The following is a 25,909-nucleotide window of genomic DNA, read 5'->3' as shown; positions in this document are numbered from 1 at the left end:
GGGTGGGGATAAGTCCGGCTGCCGGGTAGTATATGGGGTGAGCCGTTCCCGCCTTCCGGGAGATCCCGTGAACACCGACCCTTCCCCGACCGCCGCCCGGTTGCGCCAGGTATTGATGGATACCGGCGCCTACAGCCTGCACCAGTCGTTCGACTACGGAGGCCGGCTGGCCGGCAGCGTGGTGCATTGCAGCTTCGATGCCCATGAGTTGTCCTGCCCGGCGCTGCCCCACATGCTCCTGCTCGTCTCGCACGAGTACCGGCTGAGGTCGGCCAGATTCGACCTGGGCTGGGGCTACCGCGACCATTTCGTCAATTTCGCCAATCCGCTGCACCTGATTCCGCCCGGCACCGCTTTCCGCTGGGTCAAGGACGGGCCCGCCCGGGTGTCGCTGCTGACGTTCGACCAGCAGGCTGCGCTGGAGATGTTCGAGGAACTGGGGTGCGAGCGGCCGGTGGATGGCATGTGGTCGCTGGCCCAGCGCGGCTTCGTGAGTCCGCTGGTCTACACGGCCCTGGGAGCATTCGTCCGGGACCTGGGGGCCGGCCAGGTCTCGCGCCTGCTGTCCGACAGCTTCGGCGCGCTGGTGTTGAACGAACTGGGCAAGAAGTGGCGGGCGGAGCCGGCGGCCGCGACGGCGCCGCGCCTGAGTCCCCAGGCGTTGCGCAAGGTCACCCGCTACATGGACGAACACCTGGCCGAGGACATTTCCCTGGCCGAGCTGGCCGCCTTGTGTGGCTTGAGCCGATACCATTTCCTGCGCTGCTTCAAGGCCGCGCAGGGCGTGTCCCCATACCGCCACCTGACCGCGATGCGGGTGGAGCGGGCCCGCCACCTGCTGGCGACGACGGGCCAGCCCGTCTCGTACGTCGCCAGCGTCTGCGGCTTCGCGTCGGCGGGCGCGATGGGCCGGGCCTTGAAGAAGGCCCTGGGCAGTTCGGCCTCGGCCTACCGCGCCACGGCCGGCCACTACGACGCCTGAGCCCGAACGCCGGCCTCGACCTTGCGCGGGGCCGTCTCCTTCAGGAACAGCGACACGGCGAGGCCGATCGCGATGCCGCCCAGCGCCAGGTACAGCGTGTACTGGATGCCATGGTGCTGGGCGATGTAGCCGGCCACCACGGGCGCGACCCCGCCGCCGAAGATCTCGCCCAGGCCGCTGACCGTGCCGATGGCTGAGGCCACCATGCCGGGAGGCGCCGCCTCGGTGGCGATGGGCCCGGTCATCAGGGCCAGCAGTCCGAAGCAGAAGAACGACACCACCAGCAGCACCCCGAACAGCGCCCAGGGCGAGGCATCGGTGCGGATGAAGGCATACAGGGCCAGCGCGGCGCCGACGAAGGCCAGGAAGGCGGCGGCGCGGCGGCCGATGAAGTCCGAGATGCCGGGCACGCCGAATTCACCGAAGAACCCGCCGATGCCGATGGCCGAGACCACCAGTCCCATTTGCTGCGGTGTCAGCTTGAGGTAGTCGGTCAGGTAGTTGGGCACCATGGCGCCGACCACGAAGATGCCGGTCATCGCGCACAGGATGGAGGCGACCGCGAGCAGCAGGTTGCGCCGGCGCAGCAGTTCCTTCCAGGACAGCGTGGCCCCGGCAGCCGGCGCGGCGGGCAGCCCGCCCTGGACACCGGTGCCGGGTTCGCGGATGACCTTGTACATGAACCAGGCGAGGATCAGGCCAGGCACCGCCGACAGGAAGAACACATAGTGCCAGGAGGGCAGTACGTCCATCAGCTGGGTGGCGATGATGGGTGCGAGCCCCAGTCCGAACAGCGGAAAGGCGCTCTGCTGCAGTCCCTGGTTCAGGCCGCGGCGCCGCGGATGCGAGGCCTCGCCGGCCGCGGCCACGCTGGTGGGGCAGAAGGAGCCCTCGGCGACGCCCATGACCGTGCGGATCAGCATCAGGCTGATCAGGCCCGTGGCCAGCCCCGACAATCCGGACAGGCAGGAGAACGCGATGGCGGCGGGGATCAGGACCTTGCGTCGGCCGACGCGGTCCGAGACCCGGCCCATGGTGATGGAGAACACGCCCCAGGCCAGGCCCAGCACCCCGATGAGCAGGCCGAGGTCCTGGTAGGACAGATCCAGGTCCTTCATCATGAAAGGGAACATGGGGGCGAGCAGCCAGCGGTCCAGGCCCATCAGGCCGAAGCCCAGGGCGAGGATGGTGACGGCCTTCCATTCGTAGGCGGTATCGTGCACGAGCGGCGGGGTCATGGTCATGCTCCGCCCAGCGCGTCCAGCACCTGGCGCGTGGAGACGACCTTGCCGAACACCCGGTCGATGGTGGCGAGCGTGGCGCGATGCGATGCGTCGTCGAATCCGCCGGTGGCGTCGTCCACGAAAAAGACCCGCAGGTCGCGCATGAAGGCGCTGCGCGCGGTCGACTCGCAGCAGACGCTGGTGACCGTACCCGTGATGATCACGCTGTCGGCGACGTTGCGGCCCCGGATGTTGCGGATGACGGTCTCGAGGCGGGTGTTGTAGAACGCGTCGTAGCGATGCTTGGGTATGACGACTTCGCCGGGCAGGGGGGCCAGCTCGGCGATGATCTCGACCCCGGGCGTGCCCGCGCGCATGCCGGCCGTCTTCAAGTGCGGCAACTGGGTCGTCTCCAGCGGCGAGACGTCGAATCCGTCGTACAGCACGTGCTGGGTGTAGATGACCGGGACACCGGCCTCGCGCGCGCGGGCGACCAGCGCGGCCATGGCGGGGACGCGCTGGCGGGCGGCGGCGACCTCCATGGGCGCGTCCGGCAGGACGAAGTCGTTCTGCATGTCGACGACCAGCAGGACGGCCTTGGCGGGATCAAGGGAAAGGGAAGAGGGCATGCGAGAGGCCTCCGTGGGGTGGGTGGAAGGCCGAACATAGCGCCGCCGGCCGCGGGCCAAGCGCAGGAAATTGCGGTGGCAGCGCAAAAGTTGCGCAGCGGATGAGGAGCCTGCCCATTTTCGCGTCACCGCCCGCAGACCCGCATGGAATCTAGGCCGGGTGAAGTTGTGCCCGTGCTTTCCCCAGGGTTTTCCACATCGCCTGGGGATAAATCGCGCGGGCCCTAGCGGAGGCGGGCGGCTTCCCGTGGCGGACGGTCGGGCCAGGTGCCGTCGCGCGCCAGGCGGGCCGCGGTGGCGACGACCAGGTCCCGGATGCCGGCCACGGCGCTGTGCGATGCGCCGTGCGAGGTGGCCAGCACCACCTGCGCGGTGGTGCGCAGGTCGGAAACCGGCGTGGCCTGTACGCGCCCGGCCTGCCATTCCTCGATGAAGGACGAGACGATCATGACCGAGCTGCCGTTGCCGGCGGCGATCAACTGCACGGTCTGTGCCATGGAGTCCAGCTCGTGCTTGATCCTGAGCGCCAGGCCGCGCTGCTCGGCCTCGCGCGACAGCATCTGGCGCACGCGGTGGCGCAGCGTGGGCAGCACGAGGTCCATGCGGGCCAGTTCGGCGAAGGGGACCGCATGGGAGGGCGGGGAGCCGTCCGCGGGCGACACCAGGTACAAGGGTTCGTCGCGCAGGGTGTCGATGAGGTGGGGACTGCCGGTTTCCCCCACGGTGAACAGGATGGCCATCTCGAGCCGGTTCTGCTTCAACAGCGCCTCGAGTTCGTCGGTCATCGCCTCGACCACGTGCAGCGTGACCTCGGGATGGGCCTCTTCGACCGCCTGCAGCAGGGGCACCGTCATCATGCGGCTGATGCTGCTGGGAATGCCGATGCGCACGATGCCGCGCGGCGATTCCGCGTCCTGCCGCAAGTCGTGTTCGGCGGCCGCCACCATGTCCAGGATGCGCCGCGCATGGCCGAGCAGCTTGCGGCCGGACGGCGTGGGCTGCACGCCATGGGCATCGCGCACGAACAGGCGCGTGCCCAGGGAGTCCTCCAGCTTCTGGATCTGCGCGCTGAGCGCGCTTTGCACGACGTGAAGGCGTTCGGCCGCCTGCGAGAAGCTGCCGGTTTCCAATATCGTGACGAAATAACGCAGGCGTCGCAGGTCCATGTCGGGCGTGGCCCGGGGCCATCGCGGATCCAGATGGGGGCATCTGAAAAAACCGTTACCCGGGCTGGGGGAACGACTGCCATTATAGGTGGCTGTTCCATCCGTTCCGGTCCCATGTACGCCGCTCCTCCCGACCTGGCCACCGAGATCCACGCCGCGTTGCCGCCATCCCTGCACCTGGTGAGATCCATGTCGCCCTGGGTGAAGGCGCGGGGAGCCGGACCCCTGCATTCCTTCCTGGAAGGGCCGGCCTTCGACCGCGACGGTACGCTGTATTGCACCGACCTGGCCCATGGCAGGATCTTCCGCGTCGATCCGGCGGGACGGTTCGCGCTGGCATGCCGCTACGACGGCGAGCCCAACGGGCTCAAGCTGCATCGCGATGGTCGTCTCTACATCGCCGACCGGCGCCACGGCATCATGACCATGTTTCCCCGGGACAGCCGTCCGCGGGCCCTGCTCGCGCCGGACGAGGCCTGTGGGCTCCAGGGCGTCAACGACCTGCTGTTCGCCGCCAACGGCGACCTGTATTTCACCGACCAGGGCGACAGCGCGCTGAACCGGCCCACGGGCCGGCTGTGCCGGCTGCGGCGCGACGCCGGCCACGTCGAGACCCTGGTGGATGGCCTGGCAGGCCCGAACGGGCTAGCCTTCGCGCCGGGCGAACGCCTGCTTTACCTGGCCGTGACCCGCGACAACGCCATCTACAGCGTGCCGCTGGACGAGGCGGGGCGGGTCGGCAAGGTGGGGCGTTTCATCCAGCTGTCCGGCAGTCCCACCGGCCCGGACGGCCTGGCGACGGACGCCCAAGGCAATCTGGCCGTGGTCCACGCGGGGCTCGGATCGGTGTGGCTGTTCAGCGCCATGGGCGAGCCGCTGCTGCGCATCCGTTCGTGCGCGGGCCGCCGCACCACGAACGTCGCCTATGGCGGGCCCGACCGGCGCACGCTATACGTGACCGAAGCGGAGCAGGGCGTGATCCTGGCCGCCCGGCTGCCCGAACCCGGCCTGCCGCCATACGCACACACATGAAGAAAGACAACGAGGAGACCCGATGAAACACACCGCGCTTGCGCTGACCATCATGACCGGCGCGCTGGGCGCCGCGCACGCACAGGACTACCCGACCCGCCCGATACGCCTGATCGCGCCGTTCGCGGCGGGCAGCTCGGTGGACATCCTGGCACGTGCGCTGGCGCAGCCCTTGTCGCGGCAGCTGGGCCAACCGGTGGTGGTCGAGAACAAGGGCGGCGCGGGTGGCAACATAGGCGTGGACATGGTCGCCAAGGCGCCCAAGGACGGCTATACGATAGGGATAGGGACGACGGGGCCGATGACGGTGAACCCGGCGCTGTACGGGTCGAAGATGCCGTTCGACACCCGCAAGGACCTGGCCATGGTGGGCGTGATCGCCAGCAGTCCCAACGTGCTGCTGGTGCATCCCTCGGTGCCGGCGCGCAGCCTGCAGGAACTGGTCGCCTATGCCCGCGCGCACCCGGGCGGCCTGAATTTCGCGTCGTCGGGCGTGGGGAGCACCAACCACATGGCCGGAGAGCTGTTCAAATCGCTGGCGCAGGTCGAGATCGTGCACGTGCCCTACAAGGGGAACCAGGACGCGCTGACCGACCTGCTGGCCCAGCGCGTGCAGATCCTGTTCAGCGGCGTGCCGCCGGTGCTGTCGTTCATCAAGTCGGGCCAGTTGCGCGCGCTGGCGGTGGCGGGGCCCGAACCCTCGCCGGCGCTGCCGGGAGTACCCACCGTGGCGCAGGCCGGACTGCCGGGGGCCGAGGTCGTGGCCTGGTACGGCCTGATCGCGCCGGCGGGCACGCCGCGCCCGGTAATCGAGCGGCTGAACGCGGAACTGCGCAAGGCGCTGGCGCTGCCCGAGGTCCGGGCCCAGCTGGCGTCGGCGGGCGCCGACCCCTCCAATGACGGTCCCGAGGCCTTCTCCAGGCTGGTCGATACCGAATTGCAGAGATGGCAGCGCGTCATCACCCATGCCAACATCAGGATGGAATGATCATGCAGGCAACCGGCTTGATCGCGGTCTGGCTACACGTGCCGCCGCATCGCGAGGAAGAGTTCCATGCGTGGTACGAACTGGAGCACATACCCCAGGTGGTCGGGCTGGACGGGTTCGTCAGCGGGCGCCGCTACTATTGCGACGACGCGTTCCCCAAGTTCCTGGCGCTTTATGAGACGCGGGATGAAAGCGTGGAGGACAGTCCCGGTTTCCAGCACGTGGTGACGCATCCGACGCCGTGGTCGGGCCGGATATGGACTTTCTTCGGCAAGGACCGCATCCGGCAGAACCTGGCCCGCCTGGCGTCGGTGGCGCATGGCGGGCATCCGGATCCTGGCGCCGTGCTGCTGCGTGCCTTCCGTGCGCCGCGTCCCCTGGCCGAGGCCGACGGGCTGGAGCAGGGGCGGGCCAGCGCGGAGATTCCGGGCTGCACCGGATACCGGCTGTTTCGCCAGGTCCGCGACCCCGGGCGCTACCTGGAGATTTTCGATTTCGCCGCGCCGGAGCAGGCGGCGGAGCCGGCCCTGGCGGCCTTCTTCGACCGTCCCGCGCGGCGCCGCTTCGACGACGGCGCCCAGGACGTGGTACGGCACGTCTATGCGGCCACCGGGACGCCGCTGGTGAAGGGCAGGGGAATCAGGGGCGCAGGTAGCCCAGGATGACATCGACCATGTGGGCCAGCCGCTCGTCCAGCGCGGCGGGCGCCATCAGGTCGCGGCCGAAGATCTCCGACAGCGTGTACTGGTTGGACAGATAGAAATAGGCCACGCTGGCGATGGAGATATAGAGCTGCACCGGATCGACGCCGGCGCGGAACAGGCCTTGCGCCTGGCCGCGTTCCAGGATGTCGGCCAGCCACTGCACGAAGGGCGAGTGCATGTCCCGCACCTGGGACGAACGCTTCAGGTGCGTGGCCTGGTGCAGGTTCTCGTTGTTGAGCAGGCACAGGAACTCCGGGTTTTCCAGGTAGTAGTGCCAAGTGAATTCGACCAGCCTGCGCACCGCGTCGGGAGGGTTGAGCGCCTCCAGGTGCAATTCCCGTTCGGCCTGGCGGATCGCGGCATAGGCGCGTTCCATCACGGCCAGGAACAGGTCGTCCTTGTTGTTGAAGTAGTAGTAGATCAGCCGCTTGTCGACCTTGGCGCGTTCGGCGATGCGGTCCATGCGGGCCCCGCCCAGGCCCAGCGACGCGAACTCGGCGGTCGCGGCCTCCAGGATGATCTGGCGCGTGCGCTCGGCATCGCGGGTGCGGGGCGCATCCGCCGAGGCCTTGGCTGGGCGTGGTGACATGGCGGGCAAATCCTGAAAATGGGGCTGGACCGTAACACTACAACAGAAGCGGCCGCGGATCAGCCCAGGGTATCCTCGAACCAGTTCAGGATGCCGTCCAGTCCGCAGACGTTCAGCGCGCGGCTGGTCTGCTCGCGCACCACCGGCTTGGCGTGGTAGGCCACGCTCAGGCCGGCCAGTCCCAGCATCTTCAGGTCGTTGGCGCCGTCGCCCACGGCGATCGCGCGCGACAGCGGGGCGCCGTGGCGCTGGGCGAATTCGCGCAGGTGGCGGGCCTTGCCGTCGGCGTCCAGGATGGCGCCCTGCACCTTGCCGGTGAGCCGGCCGTTCTCCACTTCCAGCGTGTTGGCGTGCGCCTCGTTCAACTGCAGCCGCTGCTGCAGCCGGCTGGTGAACCAGGTGAAGCCTCCCGACACGAGCAGGGTCTTGATGCCCACCCGCTGCGCCGCCAGCAGCAGGCGCTCGGCGCCCGGGTTCAGCCGCAGCCGTTCCACATAGACCTGTTCCAGCGCCTCCAGCGGCAGTCCCTGGAGCAGCGCCACGCGGCGGGTCAGGCTTTCGCTGAAGTCGGCGATCTCGCCCCGCATGGCAGCCTCGGTGATGGCCGCCACCTGCGGCTTGAGGCCGGCCATGTCGGCGATCTCGTCGATGCACTCGATGTTGATCAGGGTCGAGTCCATGTCCATGGCCAGCACCTTCCAGTCGGCCAGCCGGGCGCCGGGCTCGACGTAGGCCCAGTCCACGCGGGCTTCCTGGCAGTAGGCGGCGACCTGGGCGCGCGCCGCGGGCGTGTCGTCGGCCTCGGTCAGGCGGACGGCGCCGGGAGCGAGCTCGACGATCCGCCGGGCGCGGGCCAGGGCCGAGACGTGTTCGATGGCCGTCTGGGCAAGGTCGGGGGCCTGGATAACGAGATGGGTCATGGGCAGGGGATGGGAAGGGGAAACGGGTTCAGACCAGCGAGCGCAGTACCGTGCGCACGGCGTCCACGCGTGCCTTCAGGTCGGCGCCCTTGATCTCGATGCGCAGCTTGTCCTGGCCCGACAGCCGCATGTGGCGGTTCTTCTGGACCAGGCCGATGACGCGCATCGGATCGATGGGAGGATTGGGCTCGAATTGCAGCACGGCGGCCGATTCGCTGGCGTCGATCTTGATCACGCCCACCGACTTGGCCGCCAGGCGCAGCCGGTGGATCTCGATCAGGGCGCGCGCCGCCTCGGGCAGCTTGCCGAAACGGTCGATCAGCTCTTCCTGGATCGTGTCGATGTCGGCGGCGTCCTCGCAGTTGGCCAGGCGCTTGTAGATCGCCAGGCGCGCGTGCACGTCGCCGCAATAGTCCTGCGGCAGCAGGGCGGGCACGTGCAGGTTGATCTCGGTAGTGGCCGACAGGGGGGCGTTCAGGTCGGGTTCGCGGCCGTTCTTCAGGGCGCGTACCGCCTCGTTCAGCATGTCGGTGTACATCTGGAAGCCGACTTCCTGGATGTTGCCCGATTGCGATTCGCCCAGCACCTCGCCCACGCCCCGTATCTCCAGGTCGTGCATGGCCAGGTAGAAGCCCGAGCCCAGTTCCTCCATGGCCTGGATGGCCTCCAGGCGCTTCCTGGCGTTGCTGGTGATGGCGTCCTCGCCGGGCGTCAGCAGGTAGGCGTAGGCCTGGTGATGGGAACGCCCCACGCGGCCGCGCAACTGGTGCAGCTGGGCCAGGCCGAAGCGGTCGGCGCGATGCAGCACGATGGTGTTGGCCGTGGGCACGTCGATGCCGGTCTCGATGATGGTGGTGCAAAGCAGCACGTTGTATTTCTGCTGGTAGAAGGCCTTCATGACCTGCTCCAGCTCGCGCTCGGGCATCTGCCCGTGCGCGACCGCGATGCGCGCCTCGGGCACCAGTTCCTCGAGCTTGGCGCGGCGGTTGTGGATGGTCTCGACCTCGTTGTGCAGGAAGTACACCTGTCCGCCGCGCTTGAGTTCGCGCAGCAGGGCTTCGCGTATGGTGCTGCCGTCCTCGCGCCGCACGAAGGTCTTGATCGCCAGCCGCTTCTGCGGCGCGGTGGCGATGACCGAGAAGTCGCGTATGCCTTCCAGCGACATGCCCAGCGTACGGGGAATGGGCGTGGCGGTCAGCGTCAGCACGTCGACCTCGGCGCGCAGCGCCTTGAGCGCTTCCTTCTGGCGCACGCCGAAGCGATGCTCCTCGTCGATGATGACCAGGCCGAGGTTCTTGAACCTGACCTTGTCCGAGAGCAGCTTGTGCGTGCCGATGACGATGTCGACCCGGCCGTCGTTGATCTGCTCGATGGAGGCGCTGATGTCCTTGGCCGACTTGAAGCGGGACAGCTCGACCACCCGGACCGGCCAGTCGGCGAAGCGGTCGGCGAAGTTCTGGGCGTGCTGCTCGGCCAGCAGGGTGGTCGGGCACAGCAGCGCGACCTGCTTGCTGTTGGCCACGGCGATGAAGGCGGCGCGCAGCGCCACCTCGGTCTTGCCGAAGCCCACGTCGCCGCACACCAGCCGGTCCATGGGCTTGCCCGAGGTCATGTCCTGGATCACGGCCTGGATGGCGGCGGCCTGGTCCGGCGTTTCCTCGAAGCCGAAGGATTCGGCGAAGGCCTCGTAGTCCGACATGGGCAGCTTGAACATATGGCCCTGGCGCAGCGCGCGGCGGGCATAGAGGTTCAGCAGCTCGGCGGCGGCGTCGCGGGCCTGGCCGGCGGCCTTGCGGCGGGCTTTTTCCCATTGGCCGGAGCCCAGCTGGTGCAGCGGCGCGGTCTCGGGATCGGCGCCGCTGTAGCGGGCGATGACGTGCAGCTGCGACACCGGCACGTACAGCGTGCTGCCGCCGGCGTACTCCAGGTGCAGGAATTCCATTTCCCCTTCGCCGATGTCCATGCTGACCAGGCCCTGGTAGCGGCCGATGCCGTGCTGGACGTGGACGACAGGGTCGCCCACCCGCAGCTCGGACAGGTCGCGCACCATCGATTCGACGTTGCTGGCGCGCTCCTGCCCGCGCTTGCCGCGGCGGACGGCGTGGCCCGGGAACAGGTCGCTCTCGGTCAGGAACAGCAGCTTGGGGTCGGCCAGGCCGAAGCCCGAGGACAGCGGCGCGATGCCGATGGCGAAGGACGATGCGCGGCCCAGGAAGTCCTGCACGGATTCGACCGGCTCGGGATCCAGCCCGAACTCGGCCAGCATCTGGGCGATGGTCTCGCGGCGGCCCGCGGACTCGGCGCACAGCAGCACCCGCTGGTCCTGCCGGGCCACCAGCGCGCGCAGGCGCGCCACCGGGTCCTCGGCCTTGCGTTGCACGGCGACCTCGGGCGGCGCGGTGAAGGCGGGGTGCGGGCGGTCGCCCGCCAGGGCCAGGCGGGCGAAGCGTTTCAGGTGGCCGAACAGGCCATCGGTATCCAGGAAGATCCGGGACGGGGGCAGGATGGGACGCTCGCGGTCGCTCTTGAGGAATTCATAGCGGCTGGAGGTGTCCTGCAGGAAGCGCCGGATGGTGTCCTCGGCGTCGCCCAGCGTGACCGCGATGGTCTGCTCGCCCAGGTAGTCGAACAGCGTCGCGGTCTCGTCGAAGAACAGCGGCAGGTAGTATTCGACGCCCGGGAAGGCGATGCCGTTGCCGATGTCCTTGTAGGGCGTGGCGCGCGACGGGTCGCCCTCGAATTCCTCGCGGAAGCGCGCGCGGAATTCGTTGCGCGCGGCCTCGTCCATCGGGAACTCGCGCCCCGGCAGCATCTGGATCTCCTTGACGGGATACAGGCTGCGCTGGGTGTCGATGTCGAAGCTGCGGATGGACTCGATGGTGTCGTCGAACAGGTCCAGCCGGTAGGGCAGGGCCGAGCCCATGGGGAAGAGATCGATCAGGCTGCCGCGGATGCAGAATTCGCCGGGCGCGGTCACCTGGGTGACGTGCGTGTAGTTGGCCAGCGTCAGCTGCGCCCGCAGCGCGGCTTCGTCCAGCCGGTCGCCCTGCTTGAACGAGAACGTGTAGGCCGCCAGGAACGCGGGCGGGGCCACCCGGTACAGCGCGGTCGTGACCGGTATCGTCAGGACGTCCACGTCCTGGCGCAGCAGGGCGTGCAAGGCCTTCAGGCGCTCGGAGATCAGGTCTTCGTGGGGCGAAAACGCGTCGTAGGGCAGGGTTTCCCAGTCGGGAAACTGGTGCACCCGCAGGCCGGGCGAGAACAGGCGGATTTCCTCGGCCAGGCGCTGGGCGTCGAGCGGGTCGGCCGTCAGCACCGCCAGCGGCTTGCCGGCGCGGCGTGCCAGGTCGGCCAGCAGCCAGGCATCGCCGGCTCCCGGCGGGCGGGGCTGGGCATAGCGTTCGCCGGGCCTGAGCGCGGCCACCACGGCTTGCGTCAACGCCGAGGGCAGGCAGGCGGCGGGCGTGCTGGCGGAAGGGGAAGACGTGGAGGCTGTACTGGCTGGGAGGGACATCGGTTTCGCGGAAAGAGCGTCGCCCAGGGGCCGGCGCGGGCGTGGCGGCAATTCCGTATTATAGAAGCCATGAGACCGATTTCCCGTTTGATCGCCATCGTGCCGGCCGGCGGCGTGGGGGCGCGCGCCGCCGATCCCGCGCCGGATCCGGCGGCCGCCGCGCCGGTGCGGCCCAAGCAATACCGGCTCCTGGGCGGCCGGCCCATGCTGCGCCATGCCGTCCAGGCACTGTTGCGCGACGACCGCATCGGGCAGGTGGTGGTGGCCGTCGGCCCGGACGACACCCTGGCGGGCGCCGCGCTGGAGGGATTGCCACGCGTGGCCTGCCTGCCGTGTGGCGGCGCCACCCGCGCCGAGACCGTCACCAATGCGCTGGCGCGCTGCGGGGCCGAGGCCGACGACTGGGTCCTGGTGCACGATGCCGCGCGTCCGGGCCTGCCGGCGGAGGTGTTGCGGGCGCTGATCGACGCCTGCCTGGACGACGAGGTCGGCGGGCTGGTGGCCATGCCGGTGGCCGATACCATCAAGACCCAGGGCGGCGGCGCCGTGCCCCGCGTGGCGGGCACCGTGCCGCGCGAAGGGCTGTGGCAGGCCCAGACGCCCCAGATGTTCCGAGCCGGCCTGTTGCGCCGCGCGCTGGCCCATGCCGCGGTGCGCGGGCTGGCCGTGACGGACGAGGCAAGCGCGGTCGAGGCGCTGGGGCTGGCACCCCGCCTGGTGGCGGGCACGCTGTCGAATTTCAAGGTGACCTGGCCCCAGGATTTCGCCTTGATGGAAAAACTGCTGGACGCATCATGAACAAAGACAAGGACATCGATCCCACCACCTATCCCTACCGCATCGGACAGGGCTACGACGTGCACGCCCTGGTCGAAGGGCGGCCGCTGATCATAGGCGGGGTCCGGATCGAGCATACGCATGGCCTCCTGGGCCATTCCGACGCCGACGTGCTGCTGCACGCGGTCACCGACGCCATCCTGGGCGCGGCTGGGCTGGGCGACATCGGCCGCCACTTTCCCGATACCGATCCCGCCTATGCCGGCGCCGACAGCCGGCTGCTGCTGCGCACCGCGATGCAGCGGGTGCGCGAGGCGGGCTGGCAGGTCATCAACGTCGACGCGACGGTCCACGCCCAGGCGCCCAAGATCGGCCCCCACGCGCCCGCCATGGCCGCCAACATCGCCCAGGACCTGGGCGTGCCCGCTGCCTGCGTCAACATCAAGGCCAAGACCAACGAGGCCCTGGGCTTCCTGGGGCGCAAGGAGGGCATCGCCGCGACCGTGGTCGCGATGCTGGCGCGCAAGCCCGATCCCTTCCTGTACAAGGATCTGTACGCGGGGGACTGACCCTGCCTGGATGGAGTTGCCGGACATGACCGAACCCCGAGTTTCCACCGAGGCCGTGCGCGCCTTCTGTCACGAGCTGCCCAAGGCCGAGCTGCACTGCCACCTGCTGGGCGCGCTGCGCCGTTCCACCTTCCACGAACTGGCGGGCGGCAAGGGCGGGCTGTCCAGCGAGCAGATCGACGGCCTGTATGCCCACGGCGAGAAGCGCCAGGGCGCGATCCCCGGCCTGCGCGCGCTGGAGGACTACGGCCTGCGCACGCTGGACGATTTCTACCGCGTGACCCGCGAATACCTGGAGGATGCCCGCGCGCACAACGTGCTGTACGCGGAGTTCTTCTGGAATCCCACGGGCTCGGTGCGCGGCTCGGGCCTTTCCTATGCCGCCATCCAGGACGCGATGGTGCGCGCCATCCACGACGCCGAGCGCGACCTGGGCATCGTCGGGCGCCTGGTGCCGGCCATCGACCGCGAGGCACCGCCCGCCGCCGCGGTGGAAATGGTCGAATGGATGGTGGCGGCCCGGCGCGACGAGGTGCCGGGCATAGGCATCGACTACCGCGAGGCGCTCGGCCCGCCGGAGTGGTTCGAACAGGCTTACGCCGACGCTCGCCGCGCGGGCCTCAAGACCACCGCCCACGCCGGCGAGTACGGCCTGCCGTGGACCAACGTGCAGACCGCGCTGGACGTGCTCAAGGTCGATCGCATCGACCACGGCTACACGGTCGTCGACCAGCCGGAACTGGCGCGACGCTGCGTCGAATCGGGCATCGTGTTCGCGGTCGTGCCCGCCAATTCGTACTACCTGCGCACGCTGCCGCCGGACCGGTGGGCGCTGGACCATCCCATTCGCAAGATGCGCGCGATGGGCCTGCGCATCCACCCCAACAGCGACGATCCCACCCTGCACAACATCACCCAGACCAAGGCCTGGACCATGATGGTCGAGGACTTCGAGTTCCCCGTCGCCGACCTGCGCGACTTCATGCTGAACGGCCTGGCCGGCGCCTGGGTGGACGCGGGCCAGCGCAAGGCCTGGAGCGCCGACTGGAACCGCCGCTTCGACCACTTGCACCGGCAGCTTTTCGGCACTCCGGCCAACCCCTCCCACTCTGCTTGCTGACGACCATGACCGCCACGCTTCGACGCGCATTTCTCGTTTCGGCCCTGGCGCTCGGATGCGCCGCCACCGCGCAGGCCCAGTCCGTCTGGCCCCATGCCAAGCCCATCCGCCTGATCGTGCCATTCACGGCCGGAGGCAGCACCGACGGCATCGCGCGCCTGGTGGCGCAGAAGCTGGGCGAGCGCCTGGGGCAGTCGGTCATCGTCGACAACGTCGGCGGCGGGGGAGGGACCATAGGCACCTATCGGGCCGCCCAGGCCGAACCGGACGGCTACACCCTGCTGCTGGGCGTGGACAGCCCGGCGGCCATCGCGCAGTACGTCAATCCCCAGTCGGTCAAGTACGACACCGCGCGCGACCTGGTCGCCATCGGGCTGATCGCGACCCAGCCCATGGTCGTCATGGGCCGTCCGGGCCTGCCGGCGGATTCCTTCGCCAAGGTGCTGGAGATGGCCAGGGCCCAGCCCGACACGCTGACCTACGCCACATCGGGCATAGGCACGGTGCTGCACCTTGCCATGGAGATCATCCAGCAGCAGGCCCAGGTGCGCCTGCGCCACGTGCCGTACCGCGGCGGGGCCCAGGCCACCACCGACCTGCTGGGCAACCAGGTCGACCTGGCCATCCTGGCCTCGGGCTCGGCGGTGCCGCTGGTGGCTGCGAAGAAGGTGAAGGGCCTGGCCGTGACCACCGCTCAGCGCCTGCCCACGCTGCCCGACGTGCCTGCCATCGGCGAGCTGCCGGCCCTGAAGGGCATGGCGATGACGGCCTGGATCGGCCTGTTCGCGCCTGCGCGCACGCCGGCGAGCGTGGTGGCCAGGTTGAATTCGGAATTGAACCAGGTGCTGCAATTGCCCGAGGTCAAGACCAAGTTCGCCGAACAGTCCGTGGCGCCGGGAACCGGCAGCGCGGCGCAGTTCGGCGACTTCGTCAAGAAAGAGCAGGCGCGCTACCAGCGCATCGTCAAGGATGCGAACATCAAAGAGTGACGCGGTGCCGGGGCGCGCGCCCCGGCGTGCTACAGGGCAACGTGCACGTTCTTGACCTGGGTGTAGGACAATAGTTCCTCCAGGCCTTCTTCGCGCCCCAGCCCCGATTTCTTGTAGCCGCCGAAGTTGGCGCCCAGATAGTGGGCGCTGCTGGTGTTGATCCAGATGTAGCCCGCTTCGATGCGCTGCGCCAGGCGGTGCGCGCGAGCCAGGTCCCGGGTGTAGATCGATGCGCTCAAGCCGTAGTCGACGCTGTTGACGTCGGCGATGAGCTGGTCTTCGTCGCTCCATCTGATGACCGACAACACCGGCCCGAAGATTTCTTCGCGGAAGATCCGCATGGCCGGCGTGACGTCGGCGAAAACGGTTGGTTCGATGAACCAGCCCTTGGCCAGCGCCGGGTCGTCCGGCCGCTTGCCGCCGGCGACGAGGCGGGCATCTTCGGAAATGCCCAGCTGTATGTAGGACATGACTTTGTCGAACTGGGCCTCGGAAATCAGGCAGCCCATGGTGGTGGCGGGGTCGGTCGGCAGGCCGCAGCGATGCAGCTTGGGAAGCTGCGCGCAGAGGCGCTCGAGGACGGCGTCGTACAGGGAGTCGTGGACGAACAGCCGCGAGGTGGAGCCGCACGACTGGCCCGCCCAGGTGAAATTCATGCCGTTGATCGCGCCCTGCACGGCGGTTTCCAGATCGGCGTCGGGGCAGACGACCAGGGGGTTCTTGCCGCCGAGCTCGAGCGTGACCGGCATGATCTTGTCGGCGGCATTGCGCAGGATGGCGGCACCGGTGCCGGCCGAGCCGATCAGCGCAACCTTCCTGACCGTCGGATGAAGCACCAGGGCTTCGCCGCAGTCGCTGCCGCCGGTGACGATGTTCAAGGTCCCCGGCGGCAGGATGCCGTCGATGATCTCGGCAAAGCGCAGGGCCGATAGCGGCGCTTGATCCGGCGCTTTCATGATCACGCTGTTTCCCGCCGCCAGGACGGGCGCCATCTTGCCGGCAAGAAACATCAGGGGGTGGTTGTAGGCGACGATGCGCGCCACCACGCCCAGCGGTTCGCGCATGCTGTAGTTCAGTCCCCGATCCGCGGTCGGTATGGTCTCGCCCTTGAGCTCGTGGACCAGGCCGGCGTAATAGTCGATCTGCGCCGCGGCGTTCAGGGCGTCCGGCCGCATGCGCTGGATCGGGTTACCGCAATTGGCGGCATCGAGATGGGCGAGTTCGTCCGCGTGGTCGCGGACCCGCCGCGCGATTTCGCGCAGCCGCGCGCCGCGCTCGGCCGCCGGCAGCCGGGACCAGGCGAGGAAACCCTGGTGGGCGGCCTCGGCGGCGGCGGCGATGTCCTCGGCGTTGGCTTCCGGCGCCTGGGCCAGGATTTCTCCGGTCGCGGGATTGAACGTGGGACGATAACCGCCGGCCGGTTCGTGCCACTTGCCCCCATAGTAGAGCGCGAGCCGCTTGGGCAGGGGAGGGGCGGTAAGTGCTTGGGTCATCAGGAAATCCTCTCGCCCTTGACTGTGATGCGGCGCAGCTTGCGCAGTTCGCTGGCGTCGAAGTCGCCGCGGGCGTGCAGCATGCAGCGGTTGTCCCAGATCAGCAGGTCGCCCGGCGTCCAGGTATGTTCGTAGATGAATTCGGGTTGTTCCTGGTGGTCGAACAGCGACTCGAGCAGCGCGTCGCTTTCCTCCCGGGGCATGCCGACGATGTATTCGGTCATGAGGCGGTTGACGTAAAGCGCCTTCCGGCCCGTGACGGGGTGCGTGCACACGACGGGCTGGGCATAGGAGCGGACCTGGTCCGACGCCCGCGAACTGCTCAGGCGCATTGCTGCCGTCGGCGCGCTGGTCCCCGGCTCGTAGCTGTTGACGGCCTTGAGCCCGGCCAGGTGCTGGCGGGTGGCGGCGGGAAGCGCATCGAACGCCTTGTACATGTTGGCGAACAGCGTGTTGCCGCCTGTTTTCGGGATGGACATGGCATACAGCATGGTCGCCATCGACGGCTTCTCGACGTAGCACATGTCGGAGTGGAAGAACATTTCGCCGTCGGGCAGGGCGCCGATGTACTGGCCGTCCTGTTTCTCGTTGGTGATGTACATGATGGCGGGATGGCCCTTGCTGATCGCGTATTCCCCCTGCGTCGTGGCCAGTTCGCCGAAGTTTTCGCCGAACCGGACCTGCTCGAGTTCGTCGAGCGATTGGTTGGGCAGGTAGAGCACCCCGTGGGCGTGCCAGGCCTCGAGCAGCCGCTTCAGCGTTGCGGCCGGCAGGGGGCGGGAGGCGTCGACGCCTTGGACCCGGGCGCCCAGCGCCGGCGAGAGCGGGTGTATCTCGGGACCGGCGGACGATGATGATGGGAGACGCTGTGTGGCGCTCATGTCTAAGCTCCTTTGGAATCGCGGCGGGGCCGCGGATGATCGCTGTGCATTGCCGTTACTCGGCGGAGATGTGGGCCGTCTTGATGACGTGCCGCCATTCGTCGAGCTCCGACGAGAGCAGCGTTGCAAGCTCGCTCGGCCCGCCAGGCGTCGGGATGATGCCCCGCGCGAGCAGTTCCTTCCTGATGTCGGGATCGTCGAGCAGTGCGAGCAGTTTCCGGCTGAGCCGGTCCACGGTTTTCTGGGGCGTCGCGCGGGGGACGAATACGCCGAGCCAGTCGTAATTGTTGAGGCCGGCGATGCCGCTTTCGCGGAAGGTGGGGACGTTGGGAGTCCACTGCGAACGTGTGTCTCCCGTCGTTGCGAGCATCTTGAGCTTGCCCGAGGCGGTCATCGACAGGACGGAATGCAGGGGGAACAGGGAGAACTGGACCTGGCCGCCGATCAGGTCGGTGACAGCGCCCGCGGAGCCTTTGTAAGGAATGTGCACGACGTCCATGTCGGTGATCTGCCGGAGCTGTTCGGTGCGCAAGTGATGGGGAGTGCCGGTCCCGGGAGTGCCGTAGTTGAGCTGGCCGGGTTTCTTCTTGGCGAGCGCGACGAAATCGCCGATCGTTTCCACCGGCAGGGCCGGGTTGACCACGGCCGCGACCAGCATCTTGCCGATGCGGACCACCGGCGCGAAATCGTGGACCGGATCCCAGGTCAGGTTGGTGTAGAGCGAGCTGATCATGGCCATCGTGTTCGGCACGAACAGGATGGTGTTGCCGTCTGGTGCCGCCTTGGCGACCGCGCCGATGCCTATCGTGCCGCTGGCGCCGGTGCGGTTCTCGACGACGACCGCCTGGCCGAGGGCTTGCGACAGCTTGGGCGCCATCAGCCGTGCGGCGATGTCGCTGCCCGTGCCCGGTGTGGTGGGCACGACGATGGTAAGGATTTTCGAGGGGGGTTCCTGGGCGTGCGAGGGAACCAGCGCCGATAGCAGCGCGGCATGCAGGATGAAACCAAGCAATTTCTTCACGTTTGTCTCCTTTCCGTGGTCGAGTCGGCGGGTGCTGCGCGAAGACCGGCCCGCCGGGGCCCCGTCTGCGCGGGTTCAGTGCAGGCAGTTGCCGCCATCGACGACCAGGGTCTGGCCGGTGATGAAGTCGCTGTCCGGTGAGGCGAAGAACACGACGGCGCCGGTCAGGTCCTGGGGGGCCTGGACCCGTTTCAGGGCGCGTACGGAGGCGGCGTCGTTGCGCATCTTGAGCGTGCCCGCGTCGGGACTTTCTTCCGAGAGCGTGCTGCCCGGAGCCACGCAGTTGACGCAGATGTTGTGGGCGCCGACTTCGTTGGCGAGCGTCTTGGTGAAACCCAGGACGCCGGCTTTCGATGCCACGTAGTGGATGCGGCCGGGCGAACCCTTGATGGCGGTGCTGGAGCTGATGTTGATGATCTTGCCGTAGCTCCGTTCCCGCATGTGGGGGATGACCGCGAGACTGGCGAGCCAGGCGCCTTTCAGGTTGACGCTCATCATGCGGTCCCATTCTTCGATGCTGATCTGGTCGAAGGCCGCGCGCGACATCGGCACCGTGGCGAAGATGGCCGCGTTGTTGACCAGGATGTCGATCTTGCCGAAATGCTCGACCGCCGAGGCGGCCATGCGCTTCACGCTGTCCGGGTTGGAAACGTCGGTCTGGATCGCCAGGGCTCGGTGGCCGCCGGCGACCAATTCCTGAGCGACGGCCGAACCTGCCTCGCCATCCAGTTCGGCAACGACGATCGCCGCGCCCTCCTGCGCCAGGCGGTGGGCATAGGCCTTGCCGATGCCGTGTCCGCCGCCGGTGACGATGGCTACCCGTCCTTCCAATCTACTCATTTCGTCTCCTTTTTGTCCATATAACGGACTCAATATTTATCTTATGGACAATTATTGGAACTGTCAATTTCTGAGATAATTGTCCGTACAGAGGACAAAACAAGTATCCGCGAACGAGCGGGGGAACATCGAATAATGGGAATAAAAAGAAAACCGGCATCCACGAGCCAGAACGAAAGTGTCCGCGCGGTCAGCCGAGCGCTGGACATCCTGAAGGCCTTCACCGTGCAGGATCCGGAGCTGACGGCAACCGAATTGCTCGACCGGGTCGACCTGAGCCGGCCAACGCTTTACCGCCTGCTCTACACGCTCGAAGACAGCGGTTTTCTGGTCTCCTCGGGCGATCCGCAGAAGTTCAACCTGGGCCCCGCCGTTGCGCACTTGTCCCATGTCTGGACGGCGTCGCTGAATCTGGCCGAGTTGGCCGAGCCGGTACTGCGCAACGTCTGGAAGCTGACGGGCGAGACGGTGGCGTTATTCGTGCGGCAGGGCGACTACCGCCTGTGCATCGCCGAGTTTCCGAGTGCACACGCGCTGAGTTTCAAGCGCGGGATCGGACACCGGGAACGCCTGGTTTTCGGCGCGAGCGGCCATGCGATCCTGGCGCATATGGAGATGACGCCGCAGGAGCTGAAGGACTATCTGGCAGGGGTGGACGTGGACTTCGATGCCTATCGCGCGGAGCTGGAGTTCGTTCGCAGCCATGGTTATGCCGTCAGCAAGGAAGAACTGCTACGCGGCGCGGTGTCGATCGCCGCTCCCTTTTTCGATAAACCGGGCAAGGTCGCTGGGGCGATCGTGGTTTTCGGTCCCAGCGCCCGCCTGGGGAAAGAACAGGTCGATGAAATCGCTGCGCTGGTGTCGCAAGAGTCGCGTACGTTGACCCGGCTGTTGTGCGGCAGCGCGTGAGGCGAACACTGTTTGACACTCGTGAAAAAAACCATGTAGAATTTAATTCTTCGCTGCACAAACAGCAGGCGCGTAGCTCAGTTGGTTAGAGCACCACCTTGACATGGTGGGGGTCGTTGGTTCGAATCCAATCGCGCCTACCAGATTCCAGGGGCCCGGTACGAATTTTCGTGCCGGGCCTTTCTGTTTTGGGGTCAGGTGGATTCCAGGATCCGCATCTCGATGTGCAGCCCGGCGGCCGTCGCCATGTTCACCAGAGCATCGAGGCCAAACAGGTTGATCTTGCCACGCATCAGATCAGAGACCCGCGGCTGGGTTACACCGAAGAGCTTCGCGGCCTGCTGCTGGCTCATCTCGGTGCGGGCGATGTGGTTCTTCAGCGCTGTCATGAGGACCGAGCGCAACTTCATGTTCTCCGCTTCTTCCGGGGTGTCCTCGATCGCATCCCAGACGCTGGTAAAGCGTTGATTGCTCATAGCCTTAGTTCCTTCAACAAATCGCGGTAACGCTTGGACGCCAATTCCAAGTCCGCCTTGCTGGTTTTTTCTGTCTTCTTCTGGAAGCAGTGAAGGACATAAACGGCATCAGCGAACTTGGCAATGTATATGATCCGGAACGCTCCTGCTGCGTCACGAATCCGGATCTCCCTTACACCTTGGCCCACGGTGGGCATGGGTTTCCAGTCGTCCGGCTCCTGGCCATTCTGTACCTGATCAAGTTGATGGCCGGCCTCGCGTCTAGGTCCAAGCGGAAACGCGCGGAGGTCGTCAAGGGCACTGCCTCGGAACTCGACGGATTTGGGATTTACCATGCATGAATTATACAAAATTTTGTATTTTTGAATAGAGGCATTGACGTCGGAGATTCACGTCGATGATCGAGCGACGGGTCATAGCGGCCGCGCTATTGATGAAGATGAGCACGTTCAAAAATCGTGGAATTTACGCCACCTATCCGCTAGCATGGGACCGAAGCGGCCGCTCGCAGAAACCCGGCCGCGCCGCCTGGCCCAGCGTAGCCAGGAACATCCAAGGAGGAGTCCGTGATCGAATTCATGCTCAATGGCAAGCAGGTGTCGGCCGACGTCGCCGACGACAAGCCCCTGCTGTGGGTGCTGCGGGAAGATTTCCAGCTGACCGGTACCAAGTTTGGCTGCGGCATGGCGCAATGCGGCGCCTGTACCGTGCATTTCAACGGCCAGGCCACGCGTTCCTGCGTGCTGCCGGCGGCGGCCGTGAAGGGCGCGTCGGTCACCACGATCGAGGGGGTGATGGAGACCCGTGCCGGCCAGGCGCTGCGCCAGGCGTGGATCGCGCACCAGGTGCCCCAGTGCGGCTACTGCCAGTCGGGACAGATGATGACCGCCGCCGGCATGCTGGCGGGCGCGGACGGGCCGATGTCGCGCGAACAGGTGCTGGAAGGCATGGCGGGCAATCTGTGCCGCTGCGGCACCTACAACCAGATCGCCGACGCGGTGGTCAGCGTCGCCCAGAAACCCGCGGCATAGGAGGCGCCATGGAAACGAACAAGCTCACGCGCCGCGCCTTCATCGCCGGCTCGGGCGCCGCCGCGGTCGGTATCGTGCTGGGAGGCTGGGGCGCCGCGCGCGGCGGCCTGGCTGGCCTGCTGCCCGAGGCGGCAGCCGCCACCGCCCGTTTCAGCCCGGTGGCATGGGTCGCGCTGTCGCCGGACAATAGCGCCGTGGTCTATTCGCCCGCCTCGGAAATGGGGCAGGGCACGATGACGGCGATTCCGCTGATCCTGGCCGAGGAAATGGAGCTGGACTGGAGCACCGTCCGGGTCGAGCAGGCGCCCGCCGATCCCCGGCGGTTCGGCAATCCCGGTTTCGGCGGTGCGATGGTGACGGGCTCCTCGCGCACGGTGAAGGGCTATTACGAGGCGCTGCGCCTGGCCGGCCTGCAGGCCCGGCTGGTGCTGGCGCAGGCGGCCGCCGACAAATGGGGCGTGCCCGCCGCCGAGATCCGCGCCGAGCGCAGCACCCTGGTCCACGGCCCCAGCGGCCGCCGCATGACCTACGGCCAACTGGTCGAGGGGGCGCGCGCGCCGCAGACGCTGCCCAAGGTGGACAAGAGCATGCTCAAGCCCATGTCCGCCTTCACCCTGATAGGCAAGGAGCTGCCGCGGGTGGACGTGCCGGACAAGTCCGGCGGCGGTGCCCGCTTCGGCATCGACGTGCGCCTGCCCGGCATGCTGTGGGCCGCGGTGCTGCATACGCCGGTGCAGGGCGAGCAGCCGCTGGAGGTCAAGGATGCGGCTGCGCTGGCGGTGCCCGGGGTCCGGAAAGTGGTCCGCCTGCCGGGCGGGGTGGCGGTGGTGGCGGACTCGTTCGCCACGGCCCGGAAGGCGCGCGAGCTGCTGGAGGTGAAGTGGAGCGAGCAGGCCAAGGGCCGGTCCTACGATAGCGAGGCCGCGCTGGCGGAATTCGTCGCGCGCGCCGAACGCCTGGACGAAGCGGGCGCGGTCTGGCACAAGCACGGCGACGCGGCGGCGAAGATCGCCGGGGCGGCGCGTGTCTTCCGCGCCACCTATACGACCGACCATGTCGCCCACGTGACCTTGGAACCCATGAACTGCACGGCGCGCGCGCAAGGCGACGCCATCGAGATCTGGGTGCCGTCGCAGTCGCCGTCGGGTGTAATCGGCATCGTGGCCGCGGGCGCGGGCTACAAACCCGAGAACATCACGGTCCACATCACGCTGCTGGGCGGCGGCTACGGCCGGCGCGCCGAGGCCGACTACAGCCTGCATGCGGCGCTGCTGGCCAAGGCCATGCCCGGCGTGCCCATCCAGGTCATCTGGACCCGCGAGGACGATTTCCTGCGGGCCCGGCCGCGCCCGATGACGGCCCAGCACCTGGTGGCGGGCGTCGACGCGCAGGGGCGCATCATCGGCTGGCGCCATCGCCTGGTGTCCGAGAGCATCATGGCGCGGACGGCGGCCGCCGCCTACGAAAAGTCGGGTGGGCGGGATTCGCCCGTCATGGAAGGCGCCGACGGCGTCTACGGTATCGCCGATCAGTTGATCGAGCACGGCCGCGAACAGCGCGGCGTGGACGTCAGCTTCTGGCGGGCGGTGGGAGCCGGCTACACGAAGTTCTCCATGGAGTCCCTGATCGACGAGATCGCCACGGCCTCGGGCAAGGATCCGCTGCAGTACAGGCTGGACCTGACCGCCGGCCAGCCGCGCTCGCAGGCGGTGCTGCGCGAGGCCGCCACGATGGCCGGCTGGGGCCGCGATCGGGAGGCCGGCCGCGCGCTGGGCCTGGCTTTCTCGGATGCCTGGAACACCTTCATCGCGATGGTGGCCGAGGTGTCGCTGCAAGAAGGCCGCCCGGTGGTGCATCGCATCTGGGCCGCGGTCGATTGCGGCCATGCGATCAGTCCGGCCAACATCCGGGCCCAGGTCGAAGGCGCGGCGCTGTTCGGCCTGTCGGCGGCGCTGGGCGAGCGTCTGGTCTACAAGGGCGGACAGGTGCAGCAGCACAACCTCGATACCTACACGCTCCTGCGGGCCAACCAGGCGCCTGCGGTGCAGGTGAAGGTGATGCCGACCGACAATGCGCCGGGCGGCATGGGCGAGGTGGGCTTGCCGCCGGTGGCTCCGGCGGTGGCCAACGCGGTGGCCAGGCTGAGCGGCAAGCGGCTGCGCAGCCTGCCGTTCCCGACGCTGGCCTAGGCGAAGGGATTCCGGTCGGGCGGTATGCGCCGCCCGGCCGGGACTCAGCCTTCCATCGCCTTTTTCTTCCACAGCTCCCAGGGGCGGAACATCACGCCGGCCATCATGGTGTCGGCCTTCAAGGCTTCCTCTTCGTCCAGGTAGGTGATCTCGCCGCCCAGCCCGATGGCCTTCTGTTGCAGGGCCGCGTTGCTTTCGGTGTACATCGCGCGATAGACCGCGATGCGCACGTCGCTGCCGACGGTGACGAAGCCGTGGCCGCGCATCAGCGAGATGTTCTGCCGGCCCAGGGTCTTGGCCAGCTCCTTGCCGTGTTCGCGGTTACGCACCAGCAGGTCGGTCGCGCCGAAACAGCAGCGGATGTCGAACACCGGCGCGCCGCCCGACAGGAAGCCGGCCATGTGATAGATGGGCCGCAGCCGCACCGACGAACTGGCGAAGGGGATGACCGAAGGCGAATGGCTGTGGACCACCGCGTTCACGTCGGGCCGGGCGCGATAGATCTCGCCATGGATGTAGCGTTCGAGATAGGGCGTGCGTGTTTCGCCGGCCACGGGCTCGGATTCGGCGTTGAATTCCATGATGTCGGCGGCGGTGACCAGTTCCGGCGCGAGCGAGCGCGACAGCAGGAAATGGCCAGGCCGTTCGGGATGGCGGACGCTGACGTGGCCGAAGCCGTCCAGCACGTTGTACTTGGCCAGTACGCGGTTGGCGACGACGAGATCGTCGATCACTTGCTGCAGCGAGCCGGCGGTCGGGGTAGGGGTGGACATGGCGATACCTGACGAGAGACGTAAAAGAGAAGAGGGGCGGCGGCGCGGCTATTCCAGCTTGATGTTGGCCCGCCTGGCCAGTTGCCCGTACATGGACAGGTCCTTGTCCACCTGCCGGGCCATGCCGTCGGCGCCCAGGGCGTCGACTTCGTAGTAGCGCGACTGGAAGTCCTGGCGCAGCTTGGGGTCCTTGAGCGTGGCCATCACCGCCTGCTCGATGCGGCCGCGCACGTCGGCCGGCGTGGCCGCGGGCGCGAACAGTCCGAACCAGACGCTGATGTCCAGGTCCTTGAACTCCGGGGTTTCCGCGATGGCCGGCACGTCGGGCATGAACGACAGGCGCTTGGCCGAGGCGACGCCCAGCATGCGCAGCTTGCCGGTCTTGGCATGGGGCGCCATGTTGGGGATGGTGCTGAACAGGATGGGTACCTGGTTGCCCAGCGCGTCGCTGACGGCCGGGGCGCAGCCGTTGTAGGGCACGTGCACCATGTCGACCTTGGCGCCCTGGTTGAAGGCCTCGCCGGCGAAGTGCTGGGGTGAGCCGTTGCCGCAGGACGAGTAGTTGGCCTTGCCGGGGTTCGCGCGCAGGTGGCTGACGAGTTCCGCCACGGTGCGGGCGGGATAGCTGCTATTGACCCCGACCGCGACCGGTGAGGACACGAGCTGGGCGATGGGCCGCAGGTCCTTCCTGACGTCGTAGCCCTGGGTGAAGTTCAGCGCGGCGTTGATCGTGATGGTGCTGTTGGTCAGCAGCAGCGTGTAGCCGTCGGCGGCGGCGCGCGCGACGTAGTTGGCGCCGATGTTGCCCGAGGCGCCGGCGCGGTTGTCGACGATGACGCTTTGTCCGTTGAACTGGCCGGCGATGTGCGTGGCCAGCAGGCGGGCCACGGTGTCGGCGCCGCCTCCGGCCTGGAACGGCACGACGATGGTGATGGGACGGGACGGATAGGCGCCGGGCTGGGCGTGGGCCGACGCGGCCAGGGCCGCTGCCAGGGCGAAGGCCAGGAAGGCCCGGCGGGGGCGGGGCATGCGCGGGGTCATGGTGAGTCTCCTGTCTGCGCCGGCGCTGGCGTGCCGCCGGCAATGGTATGTGC

25 protein-coding genes and 1 tRNA gene are annotated in these 25,909 nt (G+C 67.9%); 12 read left to right on the top strand and 14 right to left on the bottom strand.

Features of this window, described 5'->3' with window-relative positions; genetic code table 11:
* Positions 1-67: 67 nt before the first annotated feature.
* Positions 68-982, top strand: a complete 915-nt coding sequence (locus N5K27_RS05085; protein WP_279815016.1) for an AraC family transcriptional regulator — start codon at positions 68-70, stop codon at positions 980-982.
* Here N5K27_RS05085 and N5K27_RS05080 read toward each other — a convergent pair.
* The 3 genes from N5K27_RS05080 to N5K27_RS05070 all read right to left on the bottom strand — a co-directional run bounded on the left by N5K27_RS05080 (position 970) and on the right by N5K27_RS05070 (position 4,000).
* Entirely contained in the window at positions 970-2,220 is a 1,251-nt protein-coding gene (locus N5K27_RS05080; RefSeq protein WP_130358687.1) for an MFS transporter, read from the bottom strand. The genes N5K27_RS05085 and N5K27_RS05080 overlap by 13 nt on opposite strands.
* Positions 2,221-2,222: 2 nt before the next feature.
* Positions 2,223-2,834 carry an isochorismatase family cysteine hydrolase gene (locus N5K27_RS05075; protein WP_087841146.1) on the bottom strand — a complete coding sequence of 204 codons (612 nt, stop codon included), beginning with the start codon at positions 2,832-2,834 and terminating at the stop codon, positions 2,223-2,225.
* A gap of 224 nt (positions 2,835-3,058) precedes the next feature.
* Positions 3,059-4,000: a LysR substrate-binding domain-containing protein gene (locus tag N5K27_RS05070; RefSeq protein WP_279815013.1), complete on the bottom strand. Its 942-nt coding sequence runs from the start codon at positions 3,998-4,000 to the stop codon at positions 3,059-3,061.
* Between the two features lie 114 nt (positions 4,001-4,114).
* On the opposite strand from N5K27_RS05070, the gene N5K27_RS05065 reads away from it, so the two are divergent.
* Genes N5K27_RS05065 through N5K27_RS05055 form a run of 3 tightly spaced genes read left to right on the top strand, consistent with a single transcriptional unit; the run spans position 4,115 to position 6,685 of the window.
* Complete coding sequence (locus N5K27_RS05065; protein WP_279815011.1) at positions 4,115-5,032, top strand: SMP-30/gluconolactonase/LRE family protein; 918 nt, start codon at positions 4,115-4,117, stop codon at positions 5,030-5,032.
* A 22-nt stretch (positions 5,033-5,054) separates the two neighbouring features.
* Entirely contained in the window at positions 5,055-6,020 is a 966-nt protein-coding gene (locus N5K27_RS05060) for a tripartite tricarboxylate transporter substrate binding protein (RefSeq protein WP_279815010.1), read from the top strand.
* Between the two features lie 2 nt (positions 6,021-6,022).
* On the top strand, positions 6,023-6,685 hold the full coding sequence (locus N5K27_RS05055) for a DUF4286 family protein (RefSeq protein ID WP_279815009.1): 663 nt from the start codon (positions 6,023-6,025) through the stop codon (positions 6,683-6,685).
* Here N5K27_RS05055 and N5K27_RS05050 read toward each other — a convergent pair.
* From N5K27_RS05050 to mfd, 3 genes are read right to left on the bottom strand one after another with little or no spacing between them, the layout of a single operon-like run.
* The gene (locus tag N5K27_RS05050; RefSeq protein WP_087840971.1) at positions 6,660-7,313 is read right to left on the bottom strand and encodes a TetR/AcrR family transcriptional regulator; all 654 of its coding nucleotides are present in this window, start codon (positions 7,311-7,313) and stop codon (positions 6,660-6,662) included. The two genes, N5K27_RS05055 and N5K27_RS05050, sit on opposite strands and share 26 nt — an antisense overlap.
* A gap of 59 nt (positions 7,314-7,372) precedes the next feature.
* Entirely contained in the window at positions 7,373-8,239 is an 867-nt protein-coding gene (gene serB / locus N5K27_RS05045; RefSeq protein WP_279815094.1) for a phosphoserine phosphatase SerB, read from the bottom strand.
* A 22-nt stretch (positions 8,240-8,261) separates the two neighbouring features.
* Positions 8,262-11,747, bottom strand: a complete 3,486-nt coding sequence (mfd, locus tag N5K27_RS05040) for a transcription-repair coupling factor (protein ID WP_279815007.1) — start codon at positions 11,745-11,747, stop codon at positions 8,262-8,264.
* Between the two features lie 69 nt (positions 11,748-11,816).
* Between mfd and ispD the strand changes: the two genes are divergently transcribed.
* From ispD to N5K27_RS05020, 4 genes are read left to right on the top strand one after another with little or no spacing between them, the layout of a single operon-like run.
* Positions 11,817-12,545, top strand: coding sequence for a 2-C-methyl-D-erythritol 4-phosphate cytidylyltransferase (gene ispD, locus N5K27_RS05035; RefSeq protein WP_279815005.1), 729 nt, complete (start codon positions 11,817-11,819; stop codon positions 12,543-12,545).
* Positions 12,542-13,093 (top strand): 2-C-methyl-D-erythritol 2,4-cyclodiphosphate synthase, encoded by a 552-nt coding sequence (ispF, locus tag N5K27_RS05030; RefSeq protein WP_279815003.1) that lies wholly within the window; start codon positions 12,542-12,544, stop codon positions 13,091-13,093. The genes ispD and ispF overlap by 4 nt, the downstream gene beginning before the upstream one ends.
* A gap of 25 nt (positions 13,094-13,118) precedes the next feature.
* Entirely contained in the window at positions 13,119-14,213 is a 1,095-nt protein-coding gene (locus N5K27_RS05025; protein WP_279815002.1) for an adenosine deaminase, read from the top strand.
* Positions 14,214-14,218: 5 nt separating this feature from the next.
* Positions 14,219-15,202: a tripartite tricarboxylate transporter substrate binding protein gene (locus N5K27_RS05020; protein WP_279815000.1), complete on the top strand. Its 984-nt coding sequence runs from the start codon at positions 14,219-14,221 to the stop codon at positions 15,200-15,202.
* 29 nt (positions 15,203-15,231) lie between these two features.
* Here N5K27_RS05020 and N5K27_RS05015 read toward each other — a convergent pair whose 3' ends face one another.
* The 4 genes from N5K27_RS05015 to N5K27_RS05000 form a co-directional block, all read right to left on the bottom strand.
* A complete protein-coding gene (locus N5K27_RS05015) occupies positions 15,232-16,695 on the bottom strand; it encodes an aldehyde dehydrogenase family protein (RefSeq protein WP_132978895.1) in 1,464 nt (487 codons plus the stop codon).
* Positions 16,695-17,576, bottom strand: a complete 882-nt coding sequence (locus N5K27_RS05010) for a TauD/TfdA family dioxygenase (RefSeq protein ID WP_132978894.1) — start codon at positions 17,574-17,576, stop codon at positions 16,695-16,697. The genes N5K27_RS05015 and N5K27_RS05010 overlap by 1 nt, the downstream gene beginning before the upstream one ends.
* Positions 17,577-17,631: 55 nt before the next feature.
* Positions 17,632-18,597: a tripartite tricarboxylate transporter substrate binding protein gene (locus N5K27_RS05005; protein WP_279814996.1), complete on the bottom strand. Its 966-nt coding sequence runs from the start codon at positions 18,595-18,597 to the stop codon at positions 17,632-17,634.
* A 75-nt stretch (positions 18,598-18,672) separates the two neighbouring features.
* On the bottom strand, positions 18,673-19,437 hold the full coding sequence (locus N5K27_RS05000; RefSeq protein WP_132978892.1) for a 3-oxoacyl-ACP reductase family protein: 765 nt from the start codon (positions 19,435-19,437) through the stop codon (positions 18,673-18,675).
* A 135-nt stretch (positions 19,438-19,572) separates the two neighbouring features.
* Between N5K27_RS05000 and N5K27_RS04995 the strand changes: the two genes are divergently transcribed.
* Together N5K27_RS04995 and N5K27_RS04990 are read left to right on the top strand one after the other, a co-directional pair.
* The gene (locus tag N5K27_RS04995; RefSeq protein WP_087840254.1) at positions 19,573-20,346 is read left to right on the top strand and encodes an IclR family transcriptional regulator; all 774 of its coding nucleotides are present in this window, start codon (positions 19,573-19,575) and stop codon (positions 20,344-20,346) included.
* Positions 20,347-20,412: 66 nt separating this feature from the next.
* Positions 20,413-20,489, top strand: a tRNA-Val gene (locus tag N5K27_RS04990).
* 51 nt (positions 20,490-20,540) lie between these two features.
* On the opposite strand, the gene N5K27_RS04985 is transcribed toward N5K27_RS04990, so the two are convergent.
* Positions 20,541-20,822 (bottom strand): helix-turn-helix domain-containing protein, encoded by a 282-nt coding sequence (locus N5K27_RS04985; protein ID WP_087840253.1) that lies wholly within the window; start codon positions 20,820-20,822, stop codon positions 20,541-20,543.
* Positions 20,819-21,172 carry a type II toxin-antitoxin system RelE/ParE family toxin gene (locus N5K27_RS04980; protein WP_243724355.1) on the bottom strand — a complete coding sequence of 118 codons (354 nt, stop codon included), beginning with the start codon at positions 21,170-21,172 and terminating at the stop codon, positions 20,819-20,821. Before N5K27_RS04980 ends, N5K27_RS04985 begins: the two co-directional genes overlap by 4 nt.
* Before the next feature lie 228 nt (positions 21,173-21,400).
* On the opposite strand from N5K27_RS04980, the gene N5K27_RS04975 reads away from it, so the two are divergent.
* Complete coding sequence (locus tag N5K27_RS04975) at positions 21,401-21,853, top strand: (2Fe-2S)-binding protein (protein WP_176400802.1); 453 nt, start codon at positions 21,401-21,403, stop codon at positions 21,851-21,853.
* A gap of 8 nt (positions 21,854-21,861) precedes the next feature.
* On the top strand, positions 21,862-24,042 hold the full coding sequence (locus N5K27_RS04970) for a molybdopterin cofactor-binding domain-containing protein (protein WP_279814992.1): 2,181 nt from the start codon (positions 21,862-21,864) through the stop codon (positions 24,040-24,042).
* 44 nt (positions 24,043-24,086) lie between these two features.
* Here the strand turns inward: N5K27_RS04970 and N5K27_RS04965 are convergent, their stop codons facing one another.
* Positions 24,087-24,815 (bottom strand): class II aldolase/adducin family protein, encoded by a 729-nt coding sequence (locus N5K27_RS04965; protein ID WP_132978890.1) that lies wholly within the window; start codon positions 24,813-24,815, stop codon positions 24,087-24,089.
* A 48-nt stretch (positions 24,816-24,863) separates the two neighbouring features.
* Positions 24,864-25,856, bottom strand: a complete 993-nt coding sequence (locus N5K27_RS04960) for a tripartite tricarboxylate transporter substrate binding protein (RefSeq protein WP_243724354.1) — start codon at positions 25,854-25,856, stop codon at positions 24,864-24,866.
* Positions 25,857-25,909: the final 53 nt, after the last annotated feature.

Origin of the sequence: Pigmentiphaga sp. GD03639, assembly GCF_029845405.1 — a bacterium.
Lineage (GTDB): Bacteria > Pseudomonadota > Gammaproteobacteria > Burkholderiales > Burkholderiaceae_B > Pigmentiphaga > Pigmentiphaga daeguensis.
The sequence above is the reverse complement of the archived record's forward strand: the minus strand, read 5'-3'. Positions and strand labels throughout refer to the sequence as shown.

Coding starts and splice junctions, on each gene's coding strand:
- N5K27_RS05025 (WP_279815002.1), top strand. CDS start 13,119: ATGACCGAACCCCGAGTTTCCACCGAGGCCGTGCGCGCCTTCTGTCAC.
- N5K27_RS05010 (WP_132978894.1), bottom strand. CDS start 17,576: ATGAGCGCCACACAGCGTCTCCCATCATCATCGTCCGCCGGTCCCGAG.
- N5K27_RS05070 (WP_279815013.1), bottom strand. CDS start 4,000: ATGGACCTGCGACGCCTGCGTTATTTCGTCACGATATTGGAAACCGGC.
- N5K27_RS04965 (WP_132978890.1), bottom strand. CDS start 24,815: ATGTCCACCCCTACCCCGACCGCCGGCTCGCTGCAGCAAGTGATCGAC.
- N5K27_RS05015 (WP_132978895.1), bottom strand. CDS start 16,695: ATGACCCAAGCACTTACCGCCCCTCCCCTGCCCAAGCGGCTCGCGCTC.
- N5K27_RS04985 (WP_087840253.1), bottom strand. CDS start 20,822: ATGAGCAATCAACGCTTTACCAGCGTCTGGGATGCGATCGAGGACACC.
- N5K27_RS04970 (WP_279814992.1), top strand. CDS start 21,862: ATGGAAACGAACAAGCTCACGCGCCGCGCCTTCATCGCCGGCTCGGGC.
- N5K27_RS04975 (WP_176400802.1), top strand. CDS start 21,401: ATGCTCAATGGCAAGCAGGTGTCGGCCGACGTCGCCGACGACAAGCCC.
- mfd (WP_279815007.1), bottom strand. CDS start 11,747: ATGTCCCTCCCAGCCAGTACAGCCTCCACGTCTTCCCCTTCCGCCAGC.
- N5K27_RS04995 (WP_087840254.1), top strand. CDS start 19,573: ATGGGAATAAAAAGAAAACCGGCATCCACGAGCCAGAACGAAAGTGTC.
- N5K27_RS05080 (WP_130358687.1), bottom strand. CDS start 2,220: ATGACCCCGCCGCTCGTGCACGATACCGCCTACGAATGGAAGGCCGTC.
- N5K27_RS05000 (WP_132978892.1), bottom strand. CDS start 19,437: ATGAGTAGATTGGAAGGACGGGTAGCCATCGTCACCGGCGGCGGACAC.
- ispD (WP_279815005.1), top strand. CDS start 11,817: ATGAGACCGATTTCCCGTTTGATCGCCATCGTGCCGGCCGGCGGCGTG.
- N5K27_RS05075 (WP_087841146.1), bottom strand. CDS start 2,834: ATGCCCTCTTCCCTTTCCCTTGATCCCGCCAAGGCCGTCCTGCTGGTC.
- N5K27_RS05065 (WP_279815011.1), top strand. CDS start 4,115: ATGTACGCCGCTCCTCCCGACCTGGCCACCGAGATCCACGCCGCGTTG.
- N5K27_RS05055 (WP_279815009.1), top strand. CDS start 6,023: ATGCAGGCAACCGGCTTGATCGCGGTCTGGCTACACGTGCCGCCGCAT.
- N5K27_RS04960 (WP_243724354.1), bottom strand. CDS start 25,856: ATGACCCCGCGCATGCCCCGCCCCCGCCGGGCCTTCCTGGCCTTCGCC.
- ispF (WP_279815003.1), top strand. CDS start 12,542: ATGAACAAAGACAAGGACATCGATCCCACCACCTATCCCTACCGCATC.
- N5K27_RS05020 (WP_279815000.1), top strand. CDS start 14,219: ATGACCGCCACGCTTCGACGCGCATTTCTCGTTTCGGCCCTGGCGCTC.
- N5K27_RS05050 (WP_087840971.1), bottom strand. CDS start 7,313: ATGTCACCACGCCCAGCCAAGGCCTCGGCGGATGCGCCCCGCACCCGC.
- N5K27_RS05060 (WP_279815010.1), top strand. CDS start 5,055: ATGAAACACACCGCGCTTGCGCTGACCATCATGACCGGCGCGCTGGGC.